This window comes from Serratia sp. PL7 (genome assembly GCF_945957435.1).
The window spans coordinates 158628-183028 of sequence record NZ_CAMFLB010000009.1 but is presented as its reverse complement, the minus strand read 5'-3'; the positions used below and the strand labels follow the sequence as shown (position 1 = coordinate 183028).

The window sequence follows — 24401 nt, the reverse complement described above, 5'->3', positions numbered from 1 at the left end:
TATGCCGATGATTTGTCAATTAACCGTCAATGAATAATCAATAAATAGCCAAGATCCTTCAGGGGAATGAGATGCAAAATAAACGGGTTCTAGTCATTGAAGACGATGTCGATGCGGCAAATGTACTGGAGGCTTACCTTAAGCGTGAAGGCTATAATGTCGCGGTGGTGGGGAATGGGCTGATTGGTTTGAATACGGCTTTAACCTGGAAACCCGATCTCATATTACTAGATGTGATGTTGCCTGATATGAATGGAACGGAAATATTGGCGGCGCTCAGGCGCAAGGTGAATACGCCGGTTATCATGATCACGGCCATGGGGGAACCTCATGATAAAATTGGCGCTCTTCGTTATGGTGCGGATGATTATATCGTTAAACCCTATAACCCCGGTGAAGTTATGGCACGTGTGCAGGCAGTGTTAAGACGAAGCGGCGGAAGTCAGCTGGCTGGCGAAGAAATATTGCGCTGGGAAAGGCTCGAACTGGATATCGCTAATATGGTAGCGAGAGTCATCACGAGCGAGGACGGCGCCCATGTTCTGGATTTAACATTAACCGAATTTTCCATTCTCAGTACGTTAATGAAAGCGTCGACACGGCCACTGAGTCGTCAGCTATTACTTGAAAAATGTTTACCTGAAAGCGATGCGCTCGAAAGAGTGGTGGATACGCATGTTTATAATCTAAGACGAAAGCTTGAAGCGGCAGGCGTTGATAACGTGATTTTTAATGTGCGCGGCGTCGGCTATAGGTTTTGCAAATCATGAAAAGGAAAAATAAATCTCTTTTGTTTTGGGTGTCTGTTCGTATCGTCATCGTCGCCATCGTGACGCTTTTTACCATTATTCTGGCGATGTGGGGCATTTTTGCTGCCCAGTATTTTTATGTCATTCATGAAATGCCGGCATCGGTTTACGAAAGATTCTTGGTGCTGCGCGAGAACCCCAGCCTGGACATAGAGGCGTTTCATGAGATCGTCGATACGTATTGGGGGCTGGATTACAGTACACCTTCGCTGACTTCTTTAAATTGGGGATGGCTGCTTATTTTCCTGATCGTTGTCGTTCCATTGATAACGTTAATGTGCGTGCGCATCGCACGCCCTCTTACCGCCCAATTCCGAAATCTCACCGACGTTGCGGAAACCGTGGCTCAGGGAAATTTTAAGCAACAAGCCGAGCTGGTCCAGGCGTGTCCTGATGAAATAATAAGGTTCTCAATAAATTTCAATGAGATGGTCAATAAACTCGCTTTATACGAGCGTGAAATAAAAGCGTCGCATGTGGCGTTGGCCCATGAGTTGCGTTCACCGTTGACCGGGGCTATGGGCCGCCTTCAGGGCATGATAGACAACGTGTTTCCTGCAAGTCAGGCACAGCTGAATATGGTGATGACGCAATTAAAAAACCTGAGTTATTTGACTGACGATCTGTATTTCCTCTCTCTGGCCAGTGCGGGCCAACTGAAATTAAGTAAAAACGTTTTTACTATCAATAGCGTGTTAAAGGAGAGAGTCGCCTGGCTTAAACCTCAGTTGGAGGCTGCGGGCATGTCCATCTCTATCGAGGAGGGCGGGCCGCTTCATTTTATTGGGGATGAATTCAGATTAGGTCAGGTATTCAGCATACTTATCGAAAATATGCTTCGTTATTGTAGCCAGGGCGATCGAATGTGCATTCGTCTCGAACAGACCGCACAGGAAATCGTGTTGGCTTTTCAAGATACGGGGCCTGGCGTTGCACAGGATTATTTGCCGCAAATGTTTGAGCGTTTTACTCGCGGTGAGACTTCCCGCGCGCGCGATTCCGGCGGCAGCGGGCTCGGGCTCTCCATTGCGAAGGCGATTTGCGTTGCCCATCACGGAACGATAAAGGCCAGTCTGCCGGCCGGCAAAGGGCTGTTAATCACGATAAACTTGCCCCTGCCGGCAGTGTCATAATGCGCTGAAGGGGGCATTATGGGCGGCGAACCCCCTCACTCCCGCTGCAAAAAGAACTGCTTGATGGTCTGCCGCAGCCAGCGGTGCGCCGGATCGCGATCCAGGCGCGGGTGCCAGGCCTGGACGATAAACACCGATTCCAGCTCGAGCGGCAGCTCGAGCTCCGCCAACGGCAGGTGGATGTTGCTCACCCCCTGCAGCACGTGGCGCGGCAGCGGCAGGATAAAGTCCGATTTCATGGTCAGCATCATCGCCGAATGAAAGCCCGGCAGGGTCAGGGCGACGTTGCGCTGCAGGCCGAGATCGCGCAGCGCGTCGTCGATCGGCCCCTGCGTGCGTCCGCGGCGAGAAACGCTGATATGCGGGTAATGGGTCAGGGTTTCGGGCGTTACCCGGCCTATGATCGGGTGCCCAGGGCGCACCAGCGCCTGAAAGGTGCTGGTGAACAGGCTCTGCGTCTTGATTTCCGGGTGCCAGTCGCGTGAGGAACCGATCACCAGATCCACTTTGCCGCTGCGCAGCGCATCATCCTCGCCGTCGCTTTCGGCGATGAATTTCAGGCCGCTCAGCGGCGCCGATTCCCGCAGCGTCTCCAGCAATCCGCCCGCCAGCGCGCCGATAAAGATATCGTTGGCGCGAATGGTGAAGGTTCTGGTCAGCTTGCCGGGTTCGAACGCATCACTCGGTGCGATCAGCGCAGTGGCCTGCTCGATGATGTCGCCGAGCTGGCGTTTCAACTCCAGCGCACGCGGCGTCGGCACCAGATGCTTACCGGCTCTGACCATGATCGGGTCGTCGAACTGCCGGCGGATGCGCCCGAGAATGCGGCTCATTGCCGGCGCGCTCAGATTCATCTTCTCGGCGGCGCCGCTCACGCTCCCTTCTTCCAGCAGCAGATTCAGCGCATAGATCAGGTTGAAATCAATTTTTTGCGGCATGGCCTCTCCGGGGGGGGTGCGCTCAATGGGTTGCGTTTTGTGCAACTAGTTAATTACATCATTTCATTTTAAACAATCGAAATAACTCCGGATACTGCCCACGACAACAAAGATTGAGGCTGAAACAGCAGGAGTGGGGAATGGTTGAGGTGTCTGTTACGCCGCACCACAAAAATCGATGGCTCGCCAGCGCCGGTGAAATCAACGGCCGTACCTGGCTGGGGTTGTTCGGCGTGTTTTTGGCGGTGATGGCCAGCGGCGTGGGGGAAAACGCCAGCAAGTTTGCGCTGGCGGATATACAGGGTGGCATGCTGCTGAGCTTCGATGCCGGCAGCTGGCTGACCACATGCTACGTCACCGGCTTTGTGATCGGTTCCGGGTTCACGCCCTGTTTTTGGCCGACCTTTTCGCTGCGCCGGGTGGCGTTGACGATGTGCGGCATTTACCTGGCCGGTGGGCTGTTGACGCCCTGGTTGGGAGATCAGTATGGCGTGCTGCTGGCGGTGCGCAGCCTGCAGGGCTTCGCCGGCGGCGCGTTGCCGCCGATGCTGATGACGGTGGTGCTGCGTTTTATGCCGCCGCTGATCAAGGTGCTGGGGCTGGGTGCCTACGGCTGGGTCTCGGCCTGGAGCGCTACGTTGGGCGCTACCGCCGCCGCCTTTGCCTTTCACTGGGGCTGGAGCGGGTATTTCTACTGGAACCTGCCGCTGATGGCGATCGCCGCCGTGTGCATCGGTTACGGCCTGCCGCAGGATCCGTTGCGGCTGGAGCGCCTGCGGCAGTTCAACTGGCGCGGCCTGCTGCTCGGCGGCATGGCGCTCGGCATGTTGACGGTGGGCATTTCACAGGGGGAGCGCCTCGACTGGCTGAACTCGCCGCTGATCTACGTTTTATTATTGGGCGGCGGCGGATTATTGGCGTTATTTCTGATTAACGAATGGTATCACCCGCTGCCTTTTTTTAATTTGCAGCTATTAAGCAAAAGGAATTTGTCTTTCTCCTTAATTACGCTGGGTGGCGTGCTGTTAATTATGGTGTCGCTGGTTAATATCACGTCGGGATATTTAGCCGTGATTCAGGGTTATCGTCAGGAACAAACCTCCGACTTAATGCTGTGGGTCGCATTGCCGCAATTAATTACGCTGCCGATCGTCGCCATAATTTGCAATACGCCGCGGGTGGATTGCCGCTGGGTGCTGGCGATCAGCCTGCTGTTGATGGCCACCGCCTGCGTGCTGGCGGCTCAGCTGACGCCGGAATGGAACGGCGACACGTTCCGCGTCATCGCGCTGTTGCAGGCGGTCGCTCAACCGATGGCGATCATCCCGTTGCTGATGCAGGCGACCGGCGGGCTGTTGCCGACCGACGGGCCGTTTGCGGCGGCCTGGTTCAACGCGGTGAAAGGTTTCGCCGCCACCGCTGCCGGCGGCGCCATCGCGCTGCTCAGCCGGCAGCGCGGGGATTATCACGCCGGTACGATCGCCGACGGCTTCGGCTCGGCCTACAGCCGCGCATCGGGGTCGGCGGAGCAGCTGGCGCAGCTTGCCGCCCGGCAGGGCCACGTGCTGGCCAGCGCCGATCTTTATCTGTTGGTTGCCGGCCTGGCGTTATTACTGACCGCGCTGATTTTAGTTATGCCGACCCGTATTTATCCGCCGCGTTCGGTCGCTGCCTGACATTTTATCATCAGAAATAAATATTAATTGGAGTCACTTTTATGGCTAACAAGAAAGTCGCCGTCGCCGTATTGGCGGTTGCCGTCATTACGCTGGGGTTATTAATCAATAAGTTCTTTATTAAAGAGACACAGCAGAATACCAACGACGCCTATATTCGCGCCGATATCTCGCGTATTTCTCCGCAGATTGCCGGTGAAATTGCGCAGGTGTTGGTCAGGGACAACCAGTGGGTCAAACAGGGGGAATTGCTGGCGGTGATCGATCCGCGTGAATTCAACGTCGCATTGGCGCAGGCGACGGCGCAGGAGCAATCCGCCCGCGCCCGCCAGGACGACGCCAGGGCCAACCTGACCCGACAGAGCGCGCTGATCGCCGCCGCGCAGGCGGAGCGGCAGGCGGCGCAGGCGGAGCTGGCGTTTGCGCGCCAGGAGCAGAACCGCTACCAGAGAATGGCCAGCAGCGGCGCGGGTTCACAGCAGGCGGCGCAGCAGGCGACAACGCGAGTGCACACGCTTTCCGCCAATGTGGCGCAGGCGGAGGCGACGCTTAAAGCGGCGCGAAACATGGAGCAGGTGCTGCAAGCCAAGCTGGCGGACAGCGATGCCGAGCTGATGCTGGCGCAGGCGAAGAAAGCGATGGCCGAGCTGAACCTGTCTTACACCCGCATCACCGCGCCGATCGGCGGCGTGATCGGCAAGAAAAGCCTGCGGGTCGGGGAGTTCGTCAAACCGGGCGATGCGCTGCTGGCCATCGTGCCGCAGGACAAGCTGTACATCATCGCCAACTACCAGGAAACCCAGTTGGAAAACATTGCGCACGGGCAGTCGGTGGACATCCATATCGATACCTTTCCCGGCCAAACGCTGAAAGGGCAGGTGGACAGCATCGCGCCGGCTTCCGGCGTCAGTTTCGCGGCCGTGGCGCCGGAGAACGCCACCGGCAACTTCACCAAGATCGTTCAGCGCATCCCGGTGAAAATTGTATTTGATATCAACAAAGAGCACGCCGCTTTGTTGAGCGCCCTGCGCGTCGGCATGTCTGCGGACGTCAGCATCAATACGCTGGACGGGGGCCTGCAATGAACAGAGCCGTGATCCCGCTGCTGTTGATTGCGCTGAGCGGCTGCCGGGCGGTAGGGCCGGACTACGCTCGGCCGCAGAACGCGCTGCCCGAGAGCTGGGGTGAGCAGGCCGGCGGCGGGGCGCTGCCGGTGGCCTGGTGGTCGATATTCAACGATGCGTCGCTGTCGCAACTGGTGCAGCGCGCGGCGGCCGGCAACCTGGATCTGCAGCTCGCCACGGCGCGCATGCAGCAAAGCCGCGCCTTGCTGGGCGTGACAGAGGCGGCGCTGATGCCGGATCTGAGCCTGGACGGCGCCTATCAGCGCCAGCGCGCCACCTCGGTGGGCAGCATGGATCCGTCCGGCAACGGCGGAGAGGCGGATTATAACCTCTGGCGCGGCGGATCCAGCGCCACCTGGGAGCTGGACATGTGGGGCAAGCTGCGTCGCGCGTCGGAAAGTGCGCGCGCCGGCTTTGCCGCTTCGCAGGAGAACCGGCGCGCACTGCTGACGTCGGTGACGGCGGAGGTGGCGAGCGACTATCTACGCCTGCGCGCCACGCAGCAACAGCTGGCGGTGGCGCAGGAAAACCGCGCCACGGCGCTGCGCACGCTGCAGCTGACGCAAAGTCGTTATCAGAGCGGCGCGGGCAACGAACTGGATGTCGATCAGGCGCAGGTGCAGTTGGCGCAGGTGGATGCCCTGCTGCCGACGCTGTTCGATAGGCAGGAACGCTTGATCAACGCCATCAGCCTGCTGTTGGGCGAGCGGCCGGGCGCGCTGAAAGCGATGTTGGCGCCGACGAAGCCCCTGCCGACGCTGGCGCGCGCGGTGCCGATGGGCGTGCCGTCGGATCTGGCGCTGCGCAGGCCGGATATTCGCGAAGCGGCGGAGCGTTTGCATCAGGCAACCGCCGAGATCGGCATCGCCACCGCCGACTACTATCCGCGCATCACGCTGACCGGCAATGCGGGCTATCAGGCACTGGCACTGGCGGATATGGGCAGTTGGTCCACGCATACCTTCGCCATCGGCCCCGCCCTGTATTTGCCGCTGTTCGACGGGGGGAAAATCACCCAACGGGTGCGCCTGAGCGAATACCGGCAGCAGGAAATGGCCATCGCCTACCAGCAAACGGTGTTGCGCGCCTGGCACGAGATCGACGACGCGCTTTCCGGCTATCGCGCCCAGCAGCGCCGCCAGACGCACCTGACCGAGGCGCTGGCCGCCAACCGACACGCGTTTGCGCTGGCGCGCGACAGCTATCTGAACGGTGCGAGCGATTTTATCCACGTTCTGAGCACGCAGCGTGCGCTGCTGGATCTGCAGTCCGCGCAAATTGTTTCAGAGGAGGAGACGGCGATCGCCGTGGTGAATATCTATCGAGCGCTGGGCGGCGGCTGGGAACACACCTACCCGTCGGCGGCGCCACAGGAGAAGGCTGATGCACAACACGCTGAATAAGATTGTCGACGAGATGCTGGAAAGAGACACCCGCCGCAAACGGGAGGCCCGGGTGAGCGCCGTGCGGCAAGTCACCGCCCGGATCCGCCGCATCACGTTGAGCGGCGACGATGTGGATAAGTTTATCGCCGATCCGCGCGCGCAGGAGCCGGCCAGTTGGGTCAAAGTGTTCTTCCCGTGGCGCGACACGCTGGCCGGACGGGCTTACACCCTGAGCGGCATCGACAAACTCGCCCGCACTTTCGATATCGATATGGTGCTGCACGGCGAAGGCCCGGCGTCGAACTGGGCGCGCGACGCGATGCCGGGCGACAAGCTGGGGTTCGCCGGCCCTTGCTCCGGCGGCTTCCGGTTGTTGCCGCAAACTCGCTGGCTACTGTTGCTGGGCGATGAGACCGCGTTGCCCGCCATGCGCACCATTCTCGCCTCGCTGTCCGACCCGTTGCCGGTGCTGTGGTTCGCCGAAGTGGGCGATGCGCAGGAGATTCAGGATGTCGATTATTCCTTTTTGCAGGTGAACAGCTGGCAAATTCGCACCCGACATTTTGACAGCGTGATGAACAGCCCGCTGGTGCAGGCCGTCAGCCATTGCGAACTGCCGTCCGGCGAAGGGCAGGTATGGCTGGCCTGCGAACACCAGATTGCCGCGTACCTGAAGGCGCGCTTTATCAACGAAATGGGTATCTCCCGCGCTGCGCTGTTTGCCAAGGGGTATTGGAAAAAGGGCGAAGCCAACTTCAAGGGCGCGATTTAACTCAGGCGAGTGAGGATGGTTATGATTGAGAGAGTGTTATTGGCGGTGGACTGCTTTGAACACAGCGGCAATGCCCTGGATTTTATGGCGCGCCTGCAAGGCTGCATCGGCGACGTGATCGTGCTGACGGTGGTAGACAATGCCTTTACGCTCAGCCGCAGCGGCCTGCGTTTCGACAGCGATGAGCGCGAGGAGTACCCCGCCGCTCAACGGGAAGAGGCGCTGGCGGAAAAGCAGGTCGGTCAGGTGACGCGGGCGCTGAAGCAGCAGGGTTTCAACGCCCAGGGCTTGCTGGCAGCGGGGACGCCCATCGAGGTGATCCCGGAACAGATGGCGCTGTTCAACTGCGATTTGCTGATCATCTCGCACCGCCACCTGTCTTCGTTGGGGCGCTGGCTGAACGCCTCCGTCACGCGTGGCCTGCTGGATGAGATTGGCCAACCGGTATTGGTGATCCCGCGCTAAGCCGGAGGGGGATTTCACTGGCGCTGATAGAGATAAATGTCGGCGCGCCGATCGTTGGGGTTGGCGATCGGCCTCTGGCCGCTGCGCGCTGGCCTGGCGCCGAGCGCAATCAGGTGAATGGGGCTGGCCTGAGGTAAGCGCTCGGCGATACGGTAGCCGCGTTGATATGACAGTGCTCGGTTGTGGCTCGCGTTGCCTATTGAGTCCGTGCGGCTGACAATAAATATGCCGTCGTAGTCGGACGTCTGGCTGATGTGCGAGCAGCAACGCGCCAGCGTCGCCTCATCAACCAGGGCGCTACCGCTTGCGAAATGCACCGTGCCGACATGGCTCATGACGATGTTTTCCTTGGTCAGTAGCAAGGCGCCGAGGCTGTTGGCGTCGTAAGCGTTTTCCTGGTGGCACAGTGTGCCCAGGTACTCGTGCAACACGGTGACGAATCGATACTGCACCAGCTGGCTACGGCTCAGCCGTGCGTTGGTGCGGCCGTCGAACCGGAGCAGACCGGCCTGGCGTTTTGCGTCGCCGAAGCGTTCATATATCGGGCCGGTTTGGCAGCTGGACTGATTGAGCTCGTCGCTGCTTTTAGCATAGGAAAAAGGGGCGCAGAGCAGCATCAGCGCGATCGTTATAACTTTATTCATGTGCGTTAATGTTCCTGGTGGTGGATTCTTGCGAGAAGATAAAGTTGAATTGCTCTTCCAGCGTTGGCGTGGATTCGTTGTTTATATCTTCAAGGTTGATATAGCCCGGATCGGTGAACCACTGGGTAGCGCAGCTCAGCTCTTCGAACTTATCTCGGCCATCCTGATTCTGGGTAACGACGATCAGCTTGGCCGACTTATTATTGATAAAGCCGGTCTTAATGGCTGCGCAGCTCTGTCGGATGCCGGTGACCTCGTCGGGATCGATAACTTCTTTTGTGTCCGACGCAAACAGAATAATGACGTTGCGTGCCATGCCGCGAGAGGCAGAAAACGCGGTGCGCCCCGCCCACAGTAGCCCTTCCAGCGTTTTAATCTTATTGGTGCTAAAGTCGATGCCGGAAAGCGCGCTATTCACATTTTGGGATGAGGTCAGGCCATACTTTACGGTGCTGGCGGGGCAGGTGCCGGCATCGCCAAAATAAACGCCGCGTTTGACCGCGAGGGAGGATAGATATTCCGCACTTTGGTAAGTCGCTCTGGTGGCACGCTCAAAGTCATTTTTAGTAATGGAGAAGATGCCTGAGTTGGCAAAGTCGTCCAGATAGTCTTCCAGCAGCCTGTAGTTCTGATATCTTTTGGCATAGTGTTTAGCCAGAGGGAAATAATCAATATATTGCTGTTGCTGTTTGAGGTTCTCGACCCACTCTTTCTGCGCCTTGACGTTATCTTTAGCCGTTGTCACGCTGTCAAGGGCGCTAGGGATCTGCTCCTCGCCCAGCTGAATCTGCTGTTGATAATATTCAATATACTGCGTCAGGACCTGATATTGCTGAGTGCCGGGGTCATATTGGCCACGCTCGTTCAAGGTGCTTTCCACCATTTGACGACTGGTCTCAATCTCTGCCTTTAGCCTGGCCAGGTAGTTCTCGGCGTTTTTCAGCCGGTTTTCCAGTTCGGCAAGGTAGTCATCTTGCGCAAAGAAGCTTTCCCACCAGACAAATGAAAAGGCATCGCTCCGGGCGATCCCGGTATAGCATTTGCCCCCGGAGTTGACGCGAAAAGAGTATGGGATCACCGTCGTTCGGGTAGCCGGCGCTTCGGCATACAGGCGGGATAGTGAGCTCATTAGCGCCGCCCGCGCCTGCATCACGTTTGCACGGTTAAGACTGCTGGCCTCGACGGCGATAATCACGTGTAACGGTCTAAAAACTTTGACGGCGTTATCCGCCGTGGAGATCCTGACCTCTGGGTCGAGGCCAATGGTTTTGTTTATTTCATCGAAGGGAACGTTAGTGTTTTGACTGACGTTGGAAGTGGTCGCGAGCAGTTCGCTGATCCGCTTATTTTCTTTTAGCTCCTGAAGCTTTTCCAGCGTAGTTTCTTGCAGCTCCGCCGAGAAGGCATGGGTTGCCTGATTCATATTGGCGCCTGTCGCTTCGGCTAGCCGCCCGGCATTGGCGGTCACCGTTCCTCTTTCTACCATCGAGGTACGGGTCACGACGGAGGTCAGCCGCATTTCTCGCGTTTTTTCCATGATTGTGGAGGAGTAGTTTTCGACCCAAAAAATAGAGATCACCACCATCATGCCGCCAATCGCCCACAGCGGCATTAATCCACCCTGTTCATCACCTAAAAAACGCTCGAATTTATTCTTCATGATTATTATCTTCTAATGATGATGGCCAATTTGGATGGCACTTTCTGCCAGCAGCGTTTTATTTTTAGAGAATAATCCCGGTTCTGTTTTTTTACAGATGGAAACCCGATACACCGAGTTAGATTTGCCGAATGAGGTTTTGATATCGATGCCATAGTCAGTCAGCCGCTTGGTGAGCTGGCAGCCTTCTTTGCTCCCGGGTAGCTTATACATGCTGTATTGCCCCGTTGCGTAGGCGATTTCCTCAACGAAAACGTCGAAAAACGGCGCTTCTCCGCCGTTCTTGATCTGGCTAAACATTTTAGCGACGTTAACGACGTCGCCTTGGCTTAAATTGGCATTGCCAAACAGGCTGTCACGATGGGAAATAATATTCACCATTTGATCGGCCAGTTTATTAATACTAAACTGTACTGACATGACCAAAGCCTGCTGCATGGTATAAATCAGCAGCACGGACAAGAATAGGGTAACAAAGGTGCCTTCAACGGCGACGCTGCCATCCTCCTTATCAACAAGCCTGTTAATGGAAGTAATCATTGACGATAAATACCTCGCGATCAAATTGTTGTGGGAAAGACAGTAGGTCGCTTATCCAATCGCTGCTGTATTCACGTTGGATCTGATAGGCGATGTTAATCAGCTTGGTTTTCTTTCCGCACTTTTTGCTGACTTTGATATTGACATCCTCATAGCAGGTTATCTTTGGCTCCGAATAGATCAGCGCGCTGAAATAAAACTCACTGCCGCTCTTTTTTAAATCGGCCAGGAAGTTTTCATTTATCTTTTCGACATCGTTGTCTAAAAACGAGAGATCGACGCGCTGTGACGCAAACTCTTCGTTGAAATAAATGATTGAGATATCGTTCTGAAACCTCAGCACCTCATAAATCATCATCAATATGATAAAGAGGATCGGCAGCAGCACGCTGGCCTCGATGGTTGAGATACCTCGCTCCTCACTCCCTACTCTAGTGAATAGACTTATCATTTTGCGATTTTCATACCGTTAAGATCGTTGATGATCGTCATGGAATCCTCGCGGGAATAGCGCATGCTGAGCAGCTCAAAGGCGCGGGTCTCTTGGTCACCGCGAATCAGCGCCATGATCAGGTTGGCATACATCTCTTTAGATTCCGTATTGCTATAGCCGGCATACAGCAGAGAAGGGTCTATATCCCCTGTGCTGGCCTTGGCCATGTATTGTGCAATCTTCAGGTTGTCGGCCAGCGCCGGGTCTCCCGGCAGGTAGGTTCTGGCGCGCTTCAGTTCGGCGATGCAGGTTTCATACTTATTCTGCTTACAGTAGGCAATGGCGGCATACATCAGCGATTTGCCGCGCATAGTGGCGCTTTGGGTAAGCGCCATTTTCCCTTCGGCAAAATTCTGTTTATACAGAGAGATAGTTTCCTGATATTGATGCCGCATCAGACTGTTCTTCATTAGTTCGATAATCACCCTTGGGTAATTCTCATCTGCGCGGCTAATTTTTCCCTGAATAATCTCCAGTTCCTGGCCCTCCATATCATATTTATTCATCTTGGAATAGATATCGGCCAGGTAGAAGCGTGTCTCGATATTGTCTGGTTGCGCTTGCAGACTATCTACCGCGATCTCCCTGGCCTTTTCAAAGGCGCCGACGCGGACCGCCAGCTGAGCCGTTTCCCGATCGTTTCTCAACATATCGGGCGTGCCGTTGACGCAGGCAGCAAGAAAGACTATCGAAGTGAGGACTAACTTTTTCATTACGAGATCATCTCCAATGACAGGCTGCCCATGGCGCGTAGCAGGCCAGGAGCAATGATTTCAACAATAACCGGGAACATGATAAAGAGAATGAGCGGTATCCCCATCTTGGCGTTGACGGAGCCAATTTTTTCTTCGGTTTCTATAAAGTGAAACTGGCGGATCTCTTTAGATAACTCTTGCAGACCGGACTGCATGCCAGCGCCGAACTGGGCGGAGTTACGCACGGTTGCGATAAACTCCTTGACCTCGCTTAGGGGAACCTCTTCATAGAGCTTTTCGCAGGCGATGTTTATATCGCTGTATTTCAGCGTGCGTGAAAAGTTCTGCATGCTGTTGCCTAACAGACCGGAGAAGCGATAGAGCACCGGGGAAACGGTTTCTAAAGCGGCCGTCAGCGTCATGCCGGTTTTGATACAGGTGGCGCACAGATCGAGAAAGTAGACGAAGTTGATCCTGAACTTTTTGATCTCGTTCTTATGTTTTCTCTCGAGATAAATCTTTGAGCCAATGTAGTACACGATCATGAAAACAGGAATGACATAGAATGACAGATTATCCAGGCAGGCTAACAGCGTTAGGGACAGAGTTGAAAAGAGAAATATGCTAGAGATATAAATATAAAATAGGGTGCTTTCTTGCAGCGAGTAATATCCTGCCTTATTAATGAGAGCATGGTATTTCGTATGGGACAGGTTGTTTTCAACGTAGAATGATAGCTTTCTCATTAATAAAGAGAACAGGTCTTTAATCCTGTTTTTCAGGCTGAGGTAGTCATCGAGGTTCTCGTGTGAGGAAACGATAAAGTAAAATTTATCATAATACTCTTCTTCTTTCTTGTGGCTCTTTAATCCCCAGATAAATACAATAACGCCGACGATAAAGAGCGAGGTTGAGATAAAGAAAATCACAGTTCAACTCCCTTAATCATGCGTGAAATAATGAAAAACCCGATGCTGACGCTAATGACCACGTAAATCACCACGTAGCGGCCATAAAGCTCATCGAAGAGGTAAACGAAGTTCCAAAAGGCGAACTTATAGAGTACGACCAGCATCAGCAGCGGTAAAAGCGCCAGGATCTTTGCCGCCCCGCGTGCCTCTGAGGTTAACGCCTTGGTTTTTTTCTTAATGACTTGAGCGGCGACCAGGTCATTGGCCAGGGACAGCAGGGTATCTTTCAGACTGCTGCCTTTTTGTATGGAGATACGAATATACGAACTAAAAACAAAGTAGCCTTTATAGGGGTAGATTTTCTCACCCCGGCTGAGTATGTCATCAAAGGACACGCCGTTTTTCAGTTGGAATGAGATGCGGGTAAATTCTCGCTTCATGATATCGCTCAGGTTCTCCGCCGCTGCATCAATGGCCGCGTATATCGTCTGGCCCACGGCCAGGTTGCGGCTGATAAGCCGCAGCGCATAGGGGAACTGTGCTTCGAAATAGTCGCTGAAACGGCTCTGGTAGATGCCGTACAACGCGGCAAACGAAATAGCTACCAGGATCACGGTGCCAAATACATAGGCAAACGACGAGGCGCTGAAGGTCAGGCAGCAGAACCACCAAAACAGGATGTAGCCGCCGCTGACCACCAGAGACATCACCAGGCTTTTGGTGCCAAAAATAAACACGAAGTCGGGTAGGTAAGACTTGCCGATGAGCTTTTTTATTTCCTTTGTTTTCTCTTTCTCAGCCGGCTTCGCTTTACCGAAAAAGTTCTCCCACTTTTTCTTCTTCGCGGCCTTTTGCCTGACGTATGAGAACATCAGCAGCAGAAGCAGCAGGGTGATGAGGAAGCCCGTCAGGTTAGTCATGCAGGATGCCTTTGAGCTCTGGGAGCAGCCCGGCGAACGCGGCCTTTGATTCCAGAATGGAGTAGGCGATATTCTGCTTATGCGCATACTTCGTGACCGTATCCGACTCTTTTCGCCTTTCGAGCAGGAACACGTCCTGGCTTTGAATGACCTCACCCTCCAGCGTGCCGATTTCCGTAATGTTGGTAATCTTCCTCGAGCCGCAGGGCAACCTTGCGCATTGAATAATAATATCAACGGCCTGCGATATTTGGCCGCGAATGGTTTTGGCCGAGATATTGGAGTTCGCCATGGAGAGCATGCTTTCCAGGCGCACCAGCGCGTCTTTTGGCGTATTGGCGTGAATGGTTGAGAGCGAACCTTCGTGGCCGGTGTTCATGGCCTGAAGCATTTCAAAGGTTTCATCGCCACGACACTCGCCCACGATGATCCGGTCTGGGCGCATACGCAACGCGTTGATCACCAGGTCACGAATCGAGACTTCACCGCCGCCGTCAACACCCTTAGGGCGCGACTCCAGGCGCACGACGTGATCTTTTTGCAGCTGCAGCTCGGCGGCATCTTCGATGGTGACGATGCGGTCGCCATCATCGATTTCGTTCGAAATTGCATTGAGCAGGGTGGTTTTCCCTGAACCCGTCCCCCCCGAGATGATGATGTTCGCCTTGGCCCTGACCATCAGGCTCAGGTAGTGCCCCATCGCCTCACTCATCGAGCCAAAGTTGATCAGGTCGATCAGGTCTAATTTATCCTCTTTAAACTTTCGGATGGAGATGGTGCAGCCATCTAGGGCCACGGGCGGAATGATGATGTTGACGCGGCTACCGTCGGCCAGGCGGGCATCGACCATCGGCGAGCTTTCATCTACCCGACGCCCAATCGGCGCAACAATACGCTGCGCGATACGCAGGATCTGCTCATTAGATTTAAACTGAGAATCTTGCTTGATGAGTTTGCCCGCCCGTTCGATGTAGATGGATTTACACCCGTTAACCATGATGTCGTTAACGCTGGGATCGGCCAGCAGATCTTCGATGGGCCCCAGCCCGAAGATGTCGTCATAATAGCTTTTGATCAGCTCATCAAACTTTCTTCTGGTTAATATAATATTTTCCAGATCGAGCGCCGGTATGAGCAGTTCTTCAATTTTCATCAGCGCTTCATGAGTGGCAGAGCTGTCATAGTTTTCTATTTTTATTTGCTCTAACAGCGCGTTTCTGATTTTTTCATAGGTTTTTATATCCATGTCATCACCTAAATATGCTGTCTATAATGTTTTTGCTTTCTTTCTTACGGTTGAAAGCGGTTAACAACCCCCCCAGCAGGTTGGCGTTATTGTTGAAGTCCACCTTGATGCCCAGCTTGGTGTGGATTTCTTTATCCGTGATTTCAGTTGCCAGCTTACCGGCCTGTTTTCGGATGGAGATCAGCTTGTCCCTTCTTTTCTCCCCTTTATCCTGCTTAAAGCCAATTCGGTTCTTGAGATAGTTAAGGTTATAGATAGACTCGATCTGCCCATTGGTCATCAGCACACGGATGTCGCTCTCATTGAGCAAATTAATTCCGCCGTGCAGCGTGAGAAAATAGTAGGGGATATTAATAAAAATAAATCCATAGGAGTTTGCCAGCGATTCGATGAATTTCTCAACGCCGTTGAGGAAGGCGTCAACGTTGTCAACGTGCGCCTCGTCGTTGGCAATGTTGAAGGAAACGTAGTCGAAGTGATCTTTTATTTTCATCACCAGTTTCAGGGACGAGGTGGTATCCAGTTCATTCTCATAGCCCAGCACGTGCTCAACGGTGTTTTTATTGGCCTTTACCCCCAATGCGGCATCAAAGAAAATGTTTGCGATGTCGCAGTTAACAAACAGCATTGAATAGCCTTTCATCATTTCGCTGTTACAGAGATCGTGAAAAACGCGATAATTAATGTCGATATCAGGCGAGGTATTGCACAACCCAATCACCAGAGAGGTTCTGGAGCGCACATAGCCGAAGTGTTCCACTATCCCCAGCAGCAGCAGGCGGATCTCACTGGTGCGGGTAAAATAGCTGCTGAACCCCAGCTCGCGAGCCTGCCACGTTGCCTGGATCGAATCCTCGTTGCCGATCAGCATGGAGGGATAGCGACCACGCAGCATCATGGCGATGTCCGCGATTTCAGTCTCGCTGTAGCTCTGGGCATCCAGCACAAAATAATTTTTCCCCGTCAGGGCGTTATTAATAAACTCCAGCAGGTCGCCAGCGGGGATGTGCTTGATCATCGTATCGACGTCGTACAATGAGAGTGGTTCTGAGAGTGATAAAAAATCAGTCTCAGTTTTGGTTAAAACAATCACGCTGGCCTTTTTCTTTTTGGCCTCGTTTTTTCTCTTTAGTTTTTCTATGAACATTAACGTGCTCTCTCAGCGAAATCATTACCATTGGTCGAGCAAACTTCTCGCTCCGAATAGTTATCCAGAGCCTGCTCGTCGGAGCTGTACCAGTTAAAATCAGAGAGCCGGAACCGATAGCAACCTCGCTCGGTTTTATGCCGGTTACCGATAGCAATATAGTTTGCGTCAAGCTGGTTCATGCTCTCTTGCAATACAGCATTAATGCCATACTGTTTCTGTATTTCTTCTTGCATCCTGATCGCACGGTCATAGTGGTTATCGCTATAAATAATCGCCAAGCTGCTGATGGAGCCGATTTTCTTGCTTAAAACAAAGTTTTCAAGCTTTGCCATCTTGGTGCGGTCGGGGTTGCCGACAAACTTAACGTAATACGCCTTTCTTTCGTCGGGCTGCCTTTCGAACGCGCAGCCGTTTAAGCCCAGGCAGATAAAAATAAGGAGCAGCGAATTAGTTAATGACATAGTCGGCTCCTTTGACAAAGACATCGGTAATGCTGTTATCACTGTGCCCGAGATCGAAAAAGACTTCCCACGGGCTGGAGAATTTGGCGTAGGGGAGCTTGATGTAGTTTCTCTCTACGGGTTTGACATACTCAACGGTGGCGAAGATGACTAATTCACTGCGCCCAGATGTGAACCCGGTTGACTTGAACAAGGCGCCCAGCACTGGAATGTCGGCAAATCCTGGAACTTTATTAACATATTGCGTTTGGCTGTTGTCGATCAGTCCGCCGAGGACGAAGCTCTCTCCATCCCGCATTCGTACTGAGGTCTTCACGTTGCGCACGTTAATCGTCGGCAGCTCGGTGTTCTCATATTTATAGTACCCGCCGATCTGAGATGATTCGACGCTCACGTCCATGCTAATCGAGGAGTCCGAATTGATCACCGGTGCAAAGTTCAGCATGACGCCATAGTTTTTCCATTCAACCGTTGAGCCATTTTCACTGCGCTGAAAAATAGGTATCTGCCCGCCGCCGTGAAATGATGCGGTCTTCCCGTTGGTGACCGTGATACTTGGCGTGGTCAGCACGTTAGCCAGGCTGTTTTTCGCCAGGGCGTTGATGGCTACGCCCAGAGAGTCGAAGTTAAACCCCTTAACCAGGCTGCTGTAGATGCCGTTGTTGATAGTCAGATCGTTACTCACGCCGGTGCTGATCTTGCCCCGCCCCCAGTCAATGCCCAGGGTTTCCGTCACGTCCTTCGAGACTTCCGCGACCGTAACCCTGATCTTAATTTGCTGATTTTTTTGGGTTACTAAGGAGTACCTGACCTGATCGCTATCCACGTACTCTTCGATCAGCGACTTGATCCGTGCGCCATCTTCAGTGGAAAATACCGGGCCGCTGACCAGCAGCGAGTCGCTCATGTCGATGACCTTCACGTCTTTAAACCCCTCGCTGATCAGCAAGGTATTCAACATGACGGATTTCTTTTGCAGATCGTTCACGGTGATCAGCAGCGTTTGACTCTCACCGTTGGTACCATTAACGGAGAGATTGGTTTGCCCGCTTTTTTTACCGAAGACATAGATGTGGTTCTCATCGACCACCCGGAAGTCGGCAATTTCCGGTGAGCCAACGACGATTGACTTCACGCTGAAGTCAATCTCAAGATCGGTCGTTTTATTGATGTCCACGTCGAGCGCCGCAGCGTTAAAGCTGGCGGTTAACATCACAATAAGAAAAACCGCCAGCCTGTTAATATTTACGAATTTCACTTTGCGCTCCCCTGATTTCAACCACGCGGCTTTGCCTTTCCGAAATGGGCGCCCCAGAGACAATGTCTGACGGGGTAATCTCTCTTGTGCTGTTATTTATTTTGGCGATGCCCTCATTGATATTGTGAACCTTGGTGGGCGTGATGAAGAACATCCCCATAATTTGCGCCTGAATGACTTTATCCACGTCCTCGGGCTTGAAGTAGGCATAGACGATGGTCGTTGAGGACTTGTCATCGCTGACGGCCCGGTTGCTGTGCACCTCATTCGCCAGCGAATTCTCCCCGCTGGTTGTTTTCATCAGGCTGGAAACCAGCCCCGACTGATCGAACTTTTGCAGCTTATTGAGGTTGCCGTTGCCCATAAAGAACCACACCTTGCTGGCGAACTGTTTGACCCGCGTGTCCTTGTAGTCTTTCCCCGTGGTACCGTTATCGCTGCGCGATTTTTGATAAAGATCGTCCCGGTAGGCTTTGTTATCATTGGAGACCAGGAACAGATCGATAAAACCAAAGTCCGCGATGTTAGGGTTCTTCAGGCTGGCGGTGGTGACAGAAATAGGCAATATCGAATAGCTCGAATCGATTTTCTGCAACAGGTTGCCAAGGTTATCTTTCGAGGCCCGTTCGCCGGAGGCAATATTTTGATATGCCACGCCGCCGGACGCCATTAGTCCGCGAAAGTCCTTTTCGCCAAAAATCGTGTCTAGCCAGGCGGGGGGCGAGCCTGGTGGATATTTTATCTCTTTCTCGGCGAAGTCATCCGTGGTGACGATGGCACCCACATCAATATTATGCTTTGCGGTATAATAGATAAGGCTTTTATTCACTATGAGGTTCTTAGTCTTTTCCTCGTCCTCGTTGCCTTTATCGCTGTATATACCTACTACGCCGGCTAACATGGTTAGCAGTGCGACTATTGCAATAAATTTAAAGCGCACAGATGCTCCTTATCAAACTGCACCGATAAACGTATAGGTACATAAACTGATTAAAATAGGGATGGCGTAGGGTACGCCGCTCCTTACTTTATCATAGCGCTTGATCAGCGAAATTTTTGACAGGGCATATGTCCATAAGATTGCCCATACGCCACCCATAAAAACAGTCAGGTAAATAACGTTAACGTATTGTTCCGGCGGCACCACCAGCATGGTGATGAACAGCAGTTTGGTATCGCCAAACCCCAGTATGTTGCAAGATGAAAGAATGATACCAACCAAGAGCATGGCAAACGGCCATATCAGCACCTGGCCCGCACCAATAATGCCTGGGTGGGAAAAAATATAGCAGTATGCCACCGTAAGTATCATAAAATGCGCTACGTTAGGTATTCTTCTTTCTGTGATATCTTTAAGTGATATGTATAAAGATATGATTATTATCGCTATGAACATATAGGTTTTAAATATAGCCCTCGAAGAGTCGAAGGCTATATGACGAAAGTTTACTATTACTTCAGGATGTTGCCTGAAGCAGTGATCTTCGTGGCCATGGTGTTCCATGCCGCGCTCAGGGATTCAATGAACCCGCCTTTGTCAAAGATGAAGAACAGGGCAGAGGCCATCGCTACACCGATGATGGCGTATTCGATAGCGGTGATGCCACGCTCGTTTTGTTCTGCGTTTTTGACGTTGCGGCAAGCCATAGAGACATACGCTTTCAGAGCTACATTTTTCAACATTTTTTATTCCTTTAAATATATTAGTAGGATGGTTATGACGCTAAAAACTCGCTTTTAATTGAAGCGTGTTGTTTAGGCCGGGGGTATCCTACTCAGTGATAAAAAAAACGTCATATCATATTTAATAATGAAATATAAAATTGCATCATTTATCAGGAAAAATGAGGAAAATCAGTTCATTAATATCATTATTACCTGTTGGAATATAGAAGTCATCCTTGTTTATAACCAAAAAATATTGTTTGCTGTTCTTGTGCAACAAAACCGATACCAGACGATTGCGACTGTCGGAGCTGAATGCGCTCTCTGTCATATTTCGCTCATGCAAATCCACTTTTGCTGTGGCTATTGAATGCGTTAACAATGCATTGAGTTCCATTTCGGCAGTGATATAACGTAAGTGATTGCCATCACTTTGAATCAATCTGATGTAGGCGGTTTCTCTATCTTTGTTTAAGTATAGGTTTAGCTTTATTTTTTCTTCGCCGTCCAGAAATAATAACCCATGGTAACTATTGCTCATTGATTCTAAAATATATTGTTTATAACTTAGAGTTCCACAGATGAAAAGTAATATGCAAGCAATTAAAAATAATCCCTTAACCTTCATTTTTACAAGTCGTGATTTCTGTAAGGTAGTCTCTTTTTTTATTGTCATTTATATTGCTCTTCATTCGATAACAAACGGTTTTTTTTTCACCGTGAACGTATTCTATGCGATCGCCAGTAGAGTGAATCCTGTATCCATCAAGGTATAAGGTTTCTTCATTTTTATCTTCATTTATTTTTACGGAAAACCAAACGCCTATAATATAGCTGCATATCAATACGGCTATCATCAGCATGCTTCTTTTTACTTTATCACGTTTGGATGTCGCTTTTTCTGATGCAGTTTCGTGAACCTCACGAGTCTTCTTAAATCGATGAGGAGATATCTCTTCTTTATGTTTTGAATCATTATCCGAATTGCTCCCCAGTTCCGCTGTGCCAGTGCTCGTATTGGGTATTAACTCGGTTTCATCATCAACTTTAATGATGACCTTCTCTGCATTAATCGTATACCCTTTTTTAGGAACGGTAATGATAATTTCACGTGATGCATCACCAATCTTTCTTCTCAATGAATTTATCGTTTGGTTGATGGCGAAATCTGTCACATAACGCCCTTCCCATATATGTATACCGAGATCTTTTCTTGATGATACATTAGGGCTCTGTTCAATAAGAAAATGCCATAGCTTCAATTCTTTATTCCTTAAAATAATCTGCTGATTGTTTTCTGGTATTAAAATAGCCATTCTTTCCCGGTAATAAACGATCATCATGACACCTTCCTTGACTGTGACTTCTTATAATACAATCCTGTTTTTTATTGTAAATACTAATTTAAGTTTTTTTATTTATATTTTATTTTATATTAATCGGTATGTTTGATATGTTTTTCATTTTAATTTTATTATTATTATAAATAATATTTTTTTTAAGATAAAACAAGGCGGGCGGTGTGTTTTATCTTAGAGGATATTTTTTCTTGTTAGTGTTTTTGGATGTTTTATTTTATATTTTATGTTATCCATCTACCTCTATTGCTTTCTATAATTCTGGCAGATAGGCGCGGCCTGCTGGATGAGATTGGCCAACCGGTATTGGTGATCCCGCGCTAAGCTATGGGTAAGGGCAGCCGCATGCGGCTGCGCGCGTTCGGCGACGAAGGCCGTACATACCGGAGGTCAACATGCGAAGTCTGGAAGATCAACTTGCCGCTTACGCCGCCTATCATCGTGATGCGCGCAATATCGTCACGCACTTTATCGGCATCCCCCTGATCGTCGTCAGCCTGCTGACGCTGCTCTCCCGGCCGGCATGGGGTGCGGGGTGGCTGCCGTTCTCGCCGGCCTGCGCGGTGGTTATCGTTTCGGCTCTCTATTACCTGCGGCTGAGCCTGCGCCTTGGCGTCATGATATTGGCGTTGCTGCTGCTGTGCCTCGGGGTCGGCGCCTGGGTGGCGTCGCTGTCGACGGCGGCGTGGCTGAGCGTCGGCATCGGCGGCTTCGTCATCGGCTGGCTGTTTCAGTTTGTCGGGCATTTCTGGGAGGGACGAAAACCGGCGTTTATGGACGACGTGACGGGCCTGATCATCGGCCCGCTGTTCGTGCTGGCGGAAGCCTGCTTCTTGGCCGGCGGGCTGCGCGAACTGCAGCGGAACATCGAAATGCGCTCGGGCAAAGTGCGCAACGGGAGGGCATGAGGTGGCGCTGATTCCCACGGTGGCGGCATTTCCGCTGCAGCGGGCTTTTATCCCGCTGCTGGAAGCGCTGACGGCGGGGCTGCCACGCCAATTCCCGGCACTCATCCACAGCATTTACCTCTACGGCAGCGTCGCGCGTGGCGAAGCCCTTCCAGGCGTGTCCGATCTGGACATCACGCTGTTGCTCAACAAGCCAGCCGATAGTGAGGCGTTACAGCGCCTTGAGGCGTGGCGGCAAGCCTTTCAGCTGGAGCAGCGGATCGTGAGCAAGGTCGACTTTGATATCGGCAGCGTTGATGAGGCGTTGGCGCCGGAGCATCACGATTCCTGGGGATTTTGGCTGAAGCATCACTGCCGCTGCCTGTGGGGCGAAGACCTGTCCGCCGCTTTTCCGCTGTTTCAGCCCGATCGGCGCATCGCGTTGGCGGTCAATGCCGATTTGCCCCGCGTATTGGCGCGTTATCGGGAGCAACTGCTGCAGGCCAGGACGGTATCGGATGAGAGGCGCTTAAAGCGCGAAGCGGCCAGAAAACTGATCAGAGCCACCAATATGCTGCGCGCCGAGGGAAGCCCGTTCTGGCCGATAACGTTAACCGACTATGCCGAACAGCTGTTGGCGCTTTATGCAGAGCAGCGAGGTGAAATGGACTATTGGTTAGCGCACGCGGTGGGAGAGGCGAATGACGCGGATTTTAGCGACAGAATGATGCGATTTCTCGACTGGATCGAAGCACAGAAAAAATAACGCCGGCTTGAGCCGGCGTTGTCGGCAATCGTTACCCGACTGTCGGGTAATCGGTGTAGCCTTCCCGGCTGCCGCCGAAGAATTTCTCTTTGATTGGCGCATTCAGCGCCAGCCCGTGTTGCAGGCGGTGGGGCAGATCCGGGTTGGCGATGAACGGGCGACCGAAGCCGATCAGATCCGCCCAGCCTTTGGCCAGCGCTTCTTCAGCGCGTTCACGCGTGTATTTGCCCGAGTAAATCAGCGTGCCGCGGAAAATTAGGCGCAGCGATTCTTTGAACGCTGCCGGCATCACCGGGGCATCATCCCAGTCCGCTTCGGCGATGTGAATGTAAGCGGCGCCGATATCGTTCAGCACGCTGGCCGCTGCCAGATAGGTGGCTTCCGGGGTATCGTCCTGCGAGCCCATCAGGGTGGTCAGCGGCGCCAGGCGCACGCCCAGTTTCTCTTTGCCGATGGCATCCGCTACCGCCTGCGCGACTTCCCGCAGGAAACGCAGGCGATTTTGCAGTGAACCGCCGTATTCGTCGTCGCGCTGGTTTTCCCGCGAGTCGATAAACTGATTGATCAGATAACCATTCGCACCGTGCAGCTCTACGCCGTCGAAACCGGCGGCGATAGCGTTGCGTGCCGCTTGAGCGTAGTCGTTAACGATCGCCGGAATTTCTTCCCGCGTTAAGGCGCGCGGTGCGGAGTGCTGCACCATTTCACCCACGCCATGTTCCGGCCCGCGACCTTCGACATCCACGAACACCTTGACCCCGTCGGCCTGGATGGCGGAGGAGGAGACCGGCGCGGCGTGGCCAGGCTGTAAAATGGTATGCGACACGCGGCCGACGTGCCAAAGCTGCGCGAAGATCTTGCCGCCGGCCTGATGTACGGCGTCGGTCACTTTTTTCCAACCGGCGATGTGTTCCGGGGAGTAAATGCCGGGTGTCCAGGCATAACCCTGGCCCTGCTGGCTGATCTGCGTGCCTTCACTGACGATCAGCCCGGCGCTGGCGCGCTGGGCATAATATTCAGCCATCATGTCGGTGGCGACGTCGCCGGCGCCGGCCCGAGAGCGGGTCATTGGCGGCATGACGATGCGATTGTTCAGCGATAAACCGTTTAAAGAATACGAGTCAAAAAGCATGGCGCTTCCCTCTATGTGAATTAGGTCGTAGGGCATTGATGTTTTACTGAGGCCATTATATTTCGTCGTTTAATTCTAAAAACGCGCACAATAACAAAACACTTTTGCTCTGTGTTCAATAGTTGCGGCAGCCGCCGATGGGTCGGTATGGCGGCTTGCACAGGTGGTGCGAATGAACCCGATGTGCGCTCGGGCGACGGCGGCTATTGCTTGTCGGCGCATTGCTGAGATAGAGTCGGCGGCTGTTTTTCCCCACGATTTTTAACAAAATCGCAAAAGTCTTTTAGCCTCCTGCCTGCTTATCTTTGGTGTG

27 protein-coding genes are annotated in these 24401 nt (G+C 52.7%); 9 read left to right on the top strand and 18 right to left on the bottom strand.

The window, feature by feature from the left end; all coding sequences use genetic code 11:
• Positions 1-71: 71 nt before the first annotated feature.
• Both N6G83_RS30005 and N6G83_RS30000 read left to right on the top strand, forming a co-directional pair.
• On the top strand, positions 72-770 hold the full coding sequence (locus N6G83_RS30005; RefSeq protein ID WP_043140865.1) for a response regulator: 699 nt from the start codon (positions 72-74) through the stop codon (positions 768-770).
• Entirely contained in the window at positions 767-1942 is a 1176-nt protein-coding gene (locus N6G83_RS30000; RefSeq protein ID WP_049295041.1) for a sensor histidine kinase, read from the top strand. The genes N6G83_RS30005 and N6G83_RS30000 overlap by 4 nt, the downstream gene beginning before the upstream one ends.
• A gap of 35 nt (positions 1943-1977) precedes the next feature.
• On the opposite strand, the gene N6G83_RS29995 is transcribed toward N6G83_RS30000, so the two are convergent.
• A complete protein-coding gene (locus N6G83_RS29995) occupies positions 1978-2880 on the bottom strand; it encodes a LysR family transcriptional regulator (protein WP_025304814.1) in 903 nt (300 codons plus the stop codon).
• Between the two features lie 140 nt (positions 2881-3020).
• On the opposite strand from N6G83_RS29995, the gene N6G83_RS29990 reads away from it, so the two are divergent.
• Genes N6G83_RS29990 through N6G83_RS29970 form a run of 5 tightly spaced genes read left to right on the top strand, consistent with a single transcriptional unit; the run spans position 3021 to position 8302 of the window.
• Positions 3021-4556 (top strand): MFS transporter, encoded by a 1536-nt coding sequence (locus N6G83_RS29990; protein WP_260516000.1) that lies wholly within the window; start codon positions 3021-3023, stop codon positions 4554-4556.
• A 41-nt stretch (positions 4557-4597) separates the two neighbouring features.
• Positions 4598-5641: an HlyD family secretion protein gene (locus N6G83_RS29985; protein WP_043140870.1), complete on the top strand. Its 1044-nt coding sequence runs from the start codon at positions 4598-4600 to the stop codon at positions 5639-5641.
• The gene (locus tag N6G83_RS29980) at positions 5638-7083 is read left to right on the top strand and encodes an efflux transporter outer membrane subunit (RefSeq protein ID WP_025304816.1); all 1446 of its coding nucleotides are present in this window, start codon (positions 5638-5640) and stop codon (positions 7081-7083) included. The genes N6G83_RS29985 and N6G83_RS29980 overlap by 4 nt, the downstream gene beginning before the upstream one ends.
• Positions 7064-7837 (top strand): siderophore-interacting protein, encoded by a 774-nt coding sequence (locus tag N6G83_RS29975; RefSeq protein ID WP_025304817.1) that lies wholly within the window; start codon positions 7064-7066, stop codon positions 7835-7837. Before N6G83_RS29980 ends, N6G83_RS29975 begins: the two co-directional genes overlap by 20 nt.
• A 21-nt stretch (positions 7838-7858) precedes the next feature.
• The gene (locus N6G83_RS29970; protein ID WP_025304818.1) at positions 7859-8302 is read left to right on the top strand and encodes a universal stress protein; all 444 of its coding nucleotides are present in this window, start codon (positions 7859-7861) and stop codon (positions 8300-8302) included.
• Positions 8303-8316: 14 nt separating this feature from the next.
• On the opposite strand, the gene N6G83_RS29965 is transcribed toward N6G83_RS29970, so the two are convergent.
• From N6G83_RS29965 to N6G83_RS29890, 16 genes are all read right to left on the bottom strand, one after another.
• The gene (locus tag N6G83_RS29965; RefSeq protein WP_060434853.1) at positions 8317-8946 is read right to left on the bottom strand and encodes a hypothetical protein; all 630 of its coding nucleotides are present in this window, start codon (positions 8944-8946) and stop codon (positions 8317-8319) included.
• Positions 8939-10606, bottom strand: coding sequence for a hypothetical protein (locus tag N6G83_RS29960; protein WP_260515997.1), 1668 nt, complete (start codon positions 10604-10606; stop codon positions 8939-8941). The genes N6G83_RS29965 and N6G83_RS29960 overlap by 8 nt, the downstream gene beginning before the upstream one ends.
• Before the next feature lie 12 nt (positions 10607-10618).
• Positions 10619-11146 carry a tight adherence pilus pseudopilin TadF gene (gene tadF, locus N6G83_RS29955; protein ID WP_197832504.1) on the bottom strand — a complete coding sequence of 176 codons (528 nt, stop codon included), beginning with the start codon at positions 11144-11146 and terminating at the stop codon, positions 10619-10621.
• Positions 11130-11597: a TadE/TadG family type IV pilus assembly protein gene (locus N6G83_RS29950; RefSeq protein ID WP_260524078.1), complete on the bottom strand. Its 468-nt coding sequence runs from the start codon at positions 11595-11597 to the stop codon at positions 11130-11132. The genes tadF and N6G83_RS29950 overlap by 17 nt, the downstream gene beginning before the upstream one ends.
• Positions 11594-12352 carry a tetratricopeptide repeat protein gene (locus N6G83_RS29945; RefSeq protein ID WP_260515996.1) on the bottom strand — a complete coding sequence of 253 codons (759 nt, stop codon included), beginning with the start codon at positions 12350-12352 and terminating at the stop codon, positions 11594-11596. Before N6G83_RS29945 ends, N6G83_RS29950 begins: the two co-directional genes overlap by 4 nt.
• Positions 12352-13263, bottom strand: coding sequence for a type II secretion system F family protein (locus N6G83_RS29940; RefSeq protein WP_260515995.1), 912 nt, complete (start codon positions 13261-13263; stop codon positions 12352-12354). The genes N6G83_RS29945 and N6G83_RS29940 overlap by 1 nt, the downstream gene beginning before the upstream one ends.
• Positions 13260-14165 (bottom strand): type II secretion system F family protein, encoded by a 906-nt coding sequence (locus N6G83_RS29935; RefSeq protein ID WP_049205748.1) that lies wholly within the window; start codon positions 14163-14165, stop codon positions 13260-13262. Before N6G83_RS29935 ends, N6G83_RS29940 begins: the two co-directional genes overlap by 4 nt.
• Entirely contained in the window at positions 14158-15411 is a 1254-nt protein-coding gene (locus N6G83_RS29930) for a CpaF family protein (protein WP_043140903.1), read from the bottom strand. The genes N6G83_RS29935 and N6G83_RS29930 overlap by 8 nt, the downstream gene beginning before the upstream one ends.
• Positions 15412-15415: 4 nt before the next feature.
• Positions 15416-16429 (bottom strand): hypothetical protein, encoded by a 1014-nt coding sequence (locus tag N6G83_RS29925; protein WP_260524077.1) that lies wholly within the window; start codon positions 16427-16429, stop codon positions 15416-15418.
• A gap of 128 nt (positions 16430-16557) precedes the next feature.
• Positions 16558-17022: a hypothetical protein gene (locus N6G83_RS29920; protein ID WP_260515992.1), complete on the bottom strand. Its 465-nt coding sequence runs from the start codon at positions 17020-17022 to the stop codon at positions 16558-16560.
• The gene (locus tag N6G83_RS29915) at positions 17009-18280 is read right to left on the bottom strand and encodes a type II and III secretion system protein family protein (RefSeq protein WP_142105465.1); all 1272 of its coding nucleotides are present in this window, start codon (positions 18278-18280) and stop codon (positions 17009-17011) included. The genes N6G83_RS29920 and N6G83_RS29915 overlap by 14 nt, the downstream gene beginning before the upstream one ends.
• Positions 18261-19220, bottom strand: a complete 960-nt coding sequence (locus N6G83_RS29910) for a hypothetical protein (protein WP_049205749.1) — start codon at positions 19218-19220, stop codon at positions 18261-18263. Before N6G83_RS29910 ends, N6G83_RS29915 begins: the two co-directional genes overlap by 20 nt.
• A 12-nt stretch (positions 19221-19232) precedes the next feature.
• On the bottom strand, positions 19233-19676 hold the full coding sequence (locus N6G83_RS29905; protein WP_072269879.1) for a prepilin peptidase: 444 nt from the start codon (positions 19674-19676) through the stop codon (positions 19233-19235).
• Positions 19677-19732: 56 nt separating this feature from the next.
• Complete coding sequence (locus N6G83_RS29900; protein WP_049205753.1) at positions 19733-19963, bottom strand: Flp family type IVb pilin; 231 nt, start codon at positions 19961-19963, stop codon at positions 19733-19735.
• 145 nt (positions 19964-20108) lie between these two features.
• Positions 20109-20621: a hypothetical protein gene (locus tag N6G83_RS29895; protein WP_141996979.1), complete on the bottom strand. Its 513-nt coding sequence runs from the start codon at positions 20619-20621 to the stop codon at positions 20109-20111.
• Positions 20563-21288 (bottom strand): transcriptional regulator, encoded by a 726-nt coding sequence (locus tag N6G83_RS29890; protein WP_049205755.1) that lies wholly within the window; start codon positions 21286-21288, stop codon positions 20563-20565. Before N6G83_RS29890 ends, N6G83_RS29895 begins: the two co-directional genes overlap by 59 nt.
• A 410-nt stretch (positions 21289-21698) precedes the next feature.
• Here N6G83_RS29890 and N6G83_RS29885 point away from each other — a divergent pair, with 410 nt between their 5' ends.
• Both N6G83_RS29885 and N6G83_RS29880 read left to right on the top strand, forming a co-directional pair.
• On the top strand, positions 21699-22211 hold the full coding sequence (locus tag N6G83_RS29885; RefSeq protein ID WP_127146890.1) for a DUF962 domain-containing protein: 513 nt from the start codon (positions 21699-21701) through the stop codon (positions 22209-22211).
• A gap of 1 nt (position 22212) precedes the next feature.
• On the top strand, positions 22213-22956 hold the full coding sequence (locus N6G83_RS29880; RefSeq protein WP_089181517.1) for a nucleotidyltransferase domain-containing protein: 744 nt from the start codon (positions 22213-22215) through the stop codon (positions 22954-22956).
• A gap of 31 nt (positions 22957-22987) precedes the next feature.
• Here the strand turns inward: N6G83_RS29880 and N6G83_RS29875 are convergent, their stop codons facing one another.
• Positions 22988-24088 (bottom strand): alkene reductase, encoded by a 1101-nt coding sequence (locus tag N6G83_RS29875; RefSeq protein ID WP_025304821.1) that lies wholly within the window; start codon positions 24086-24088, stop codon positions 22988-22990.
• Between the last annotated feature and the right edge of the window lie 313 nt (positions 24089-24401).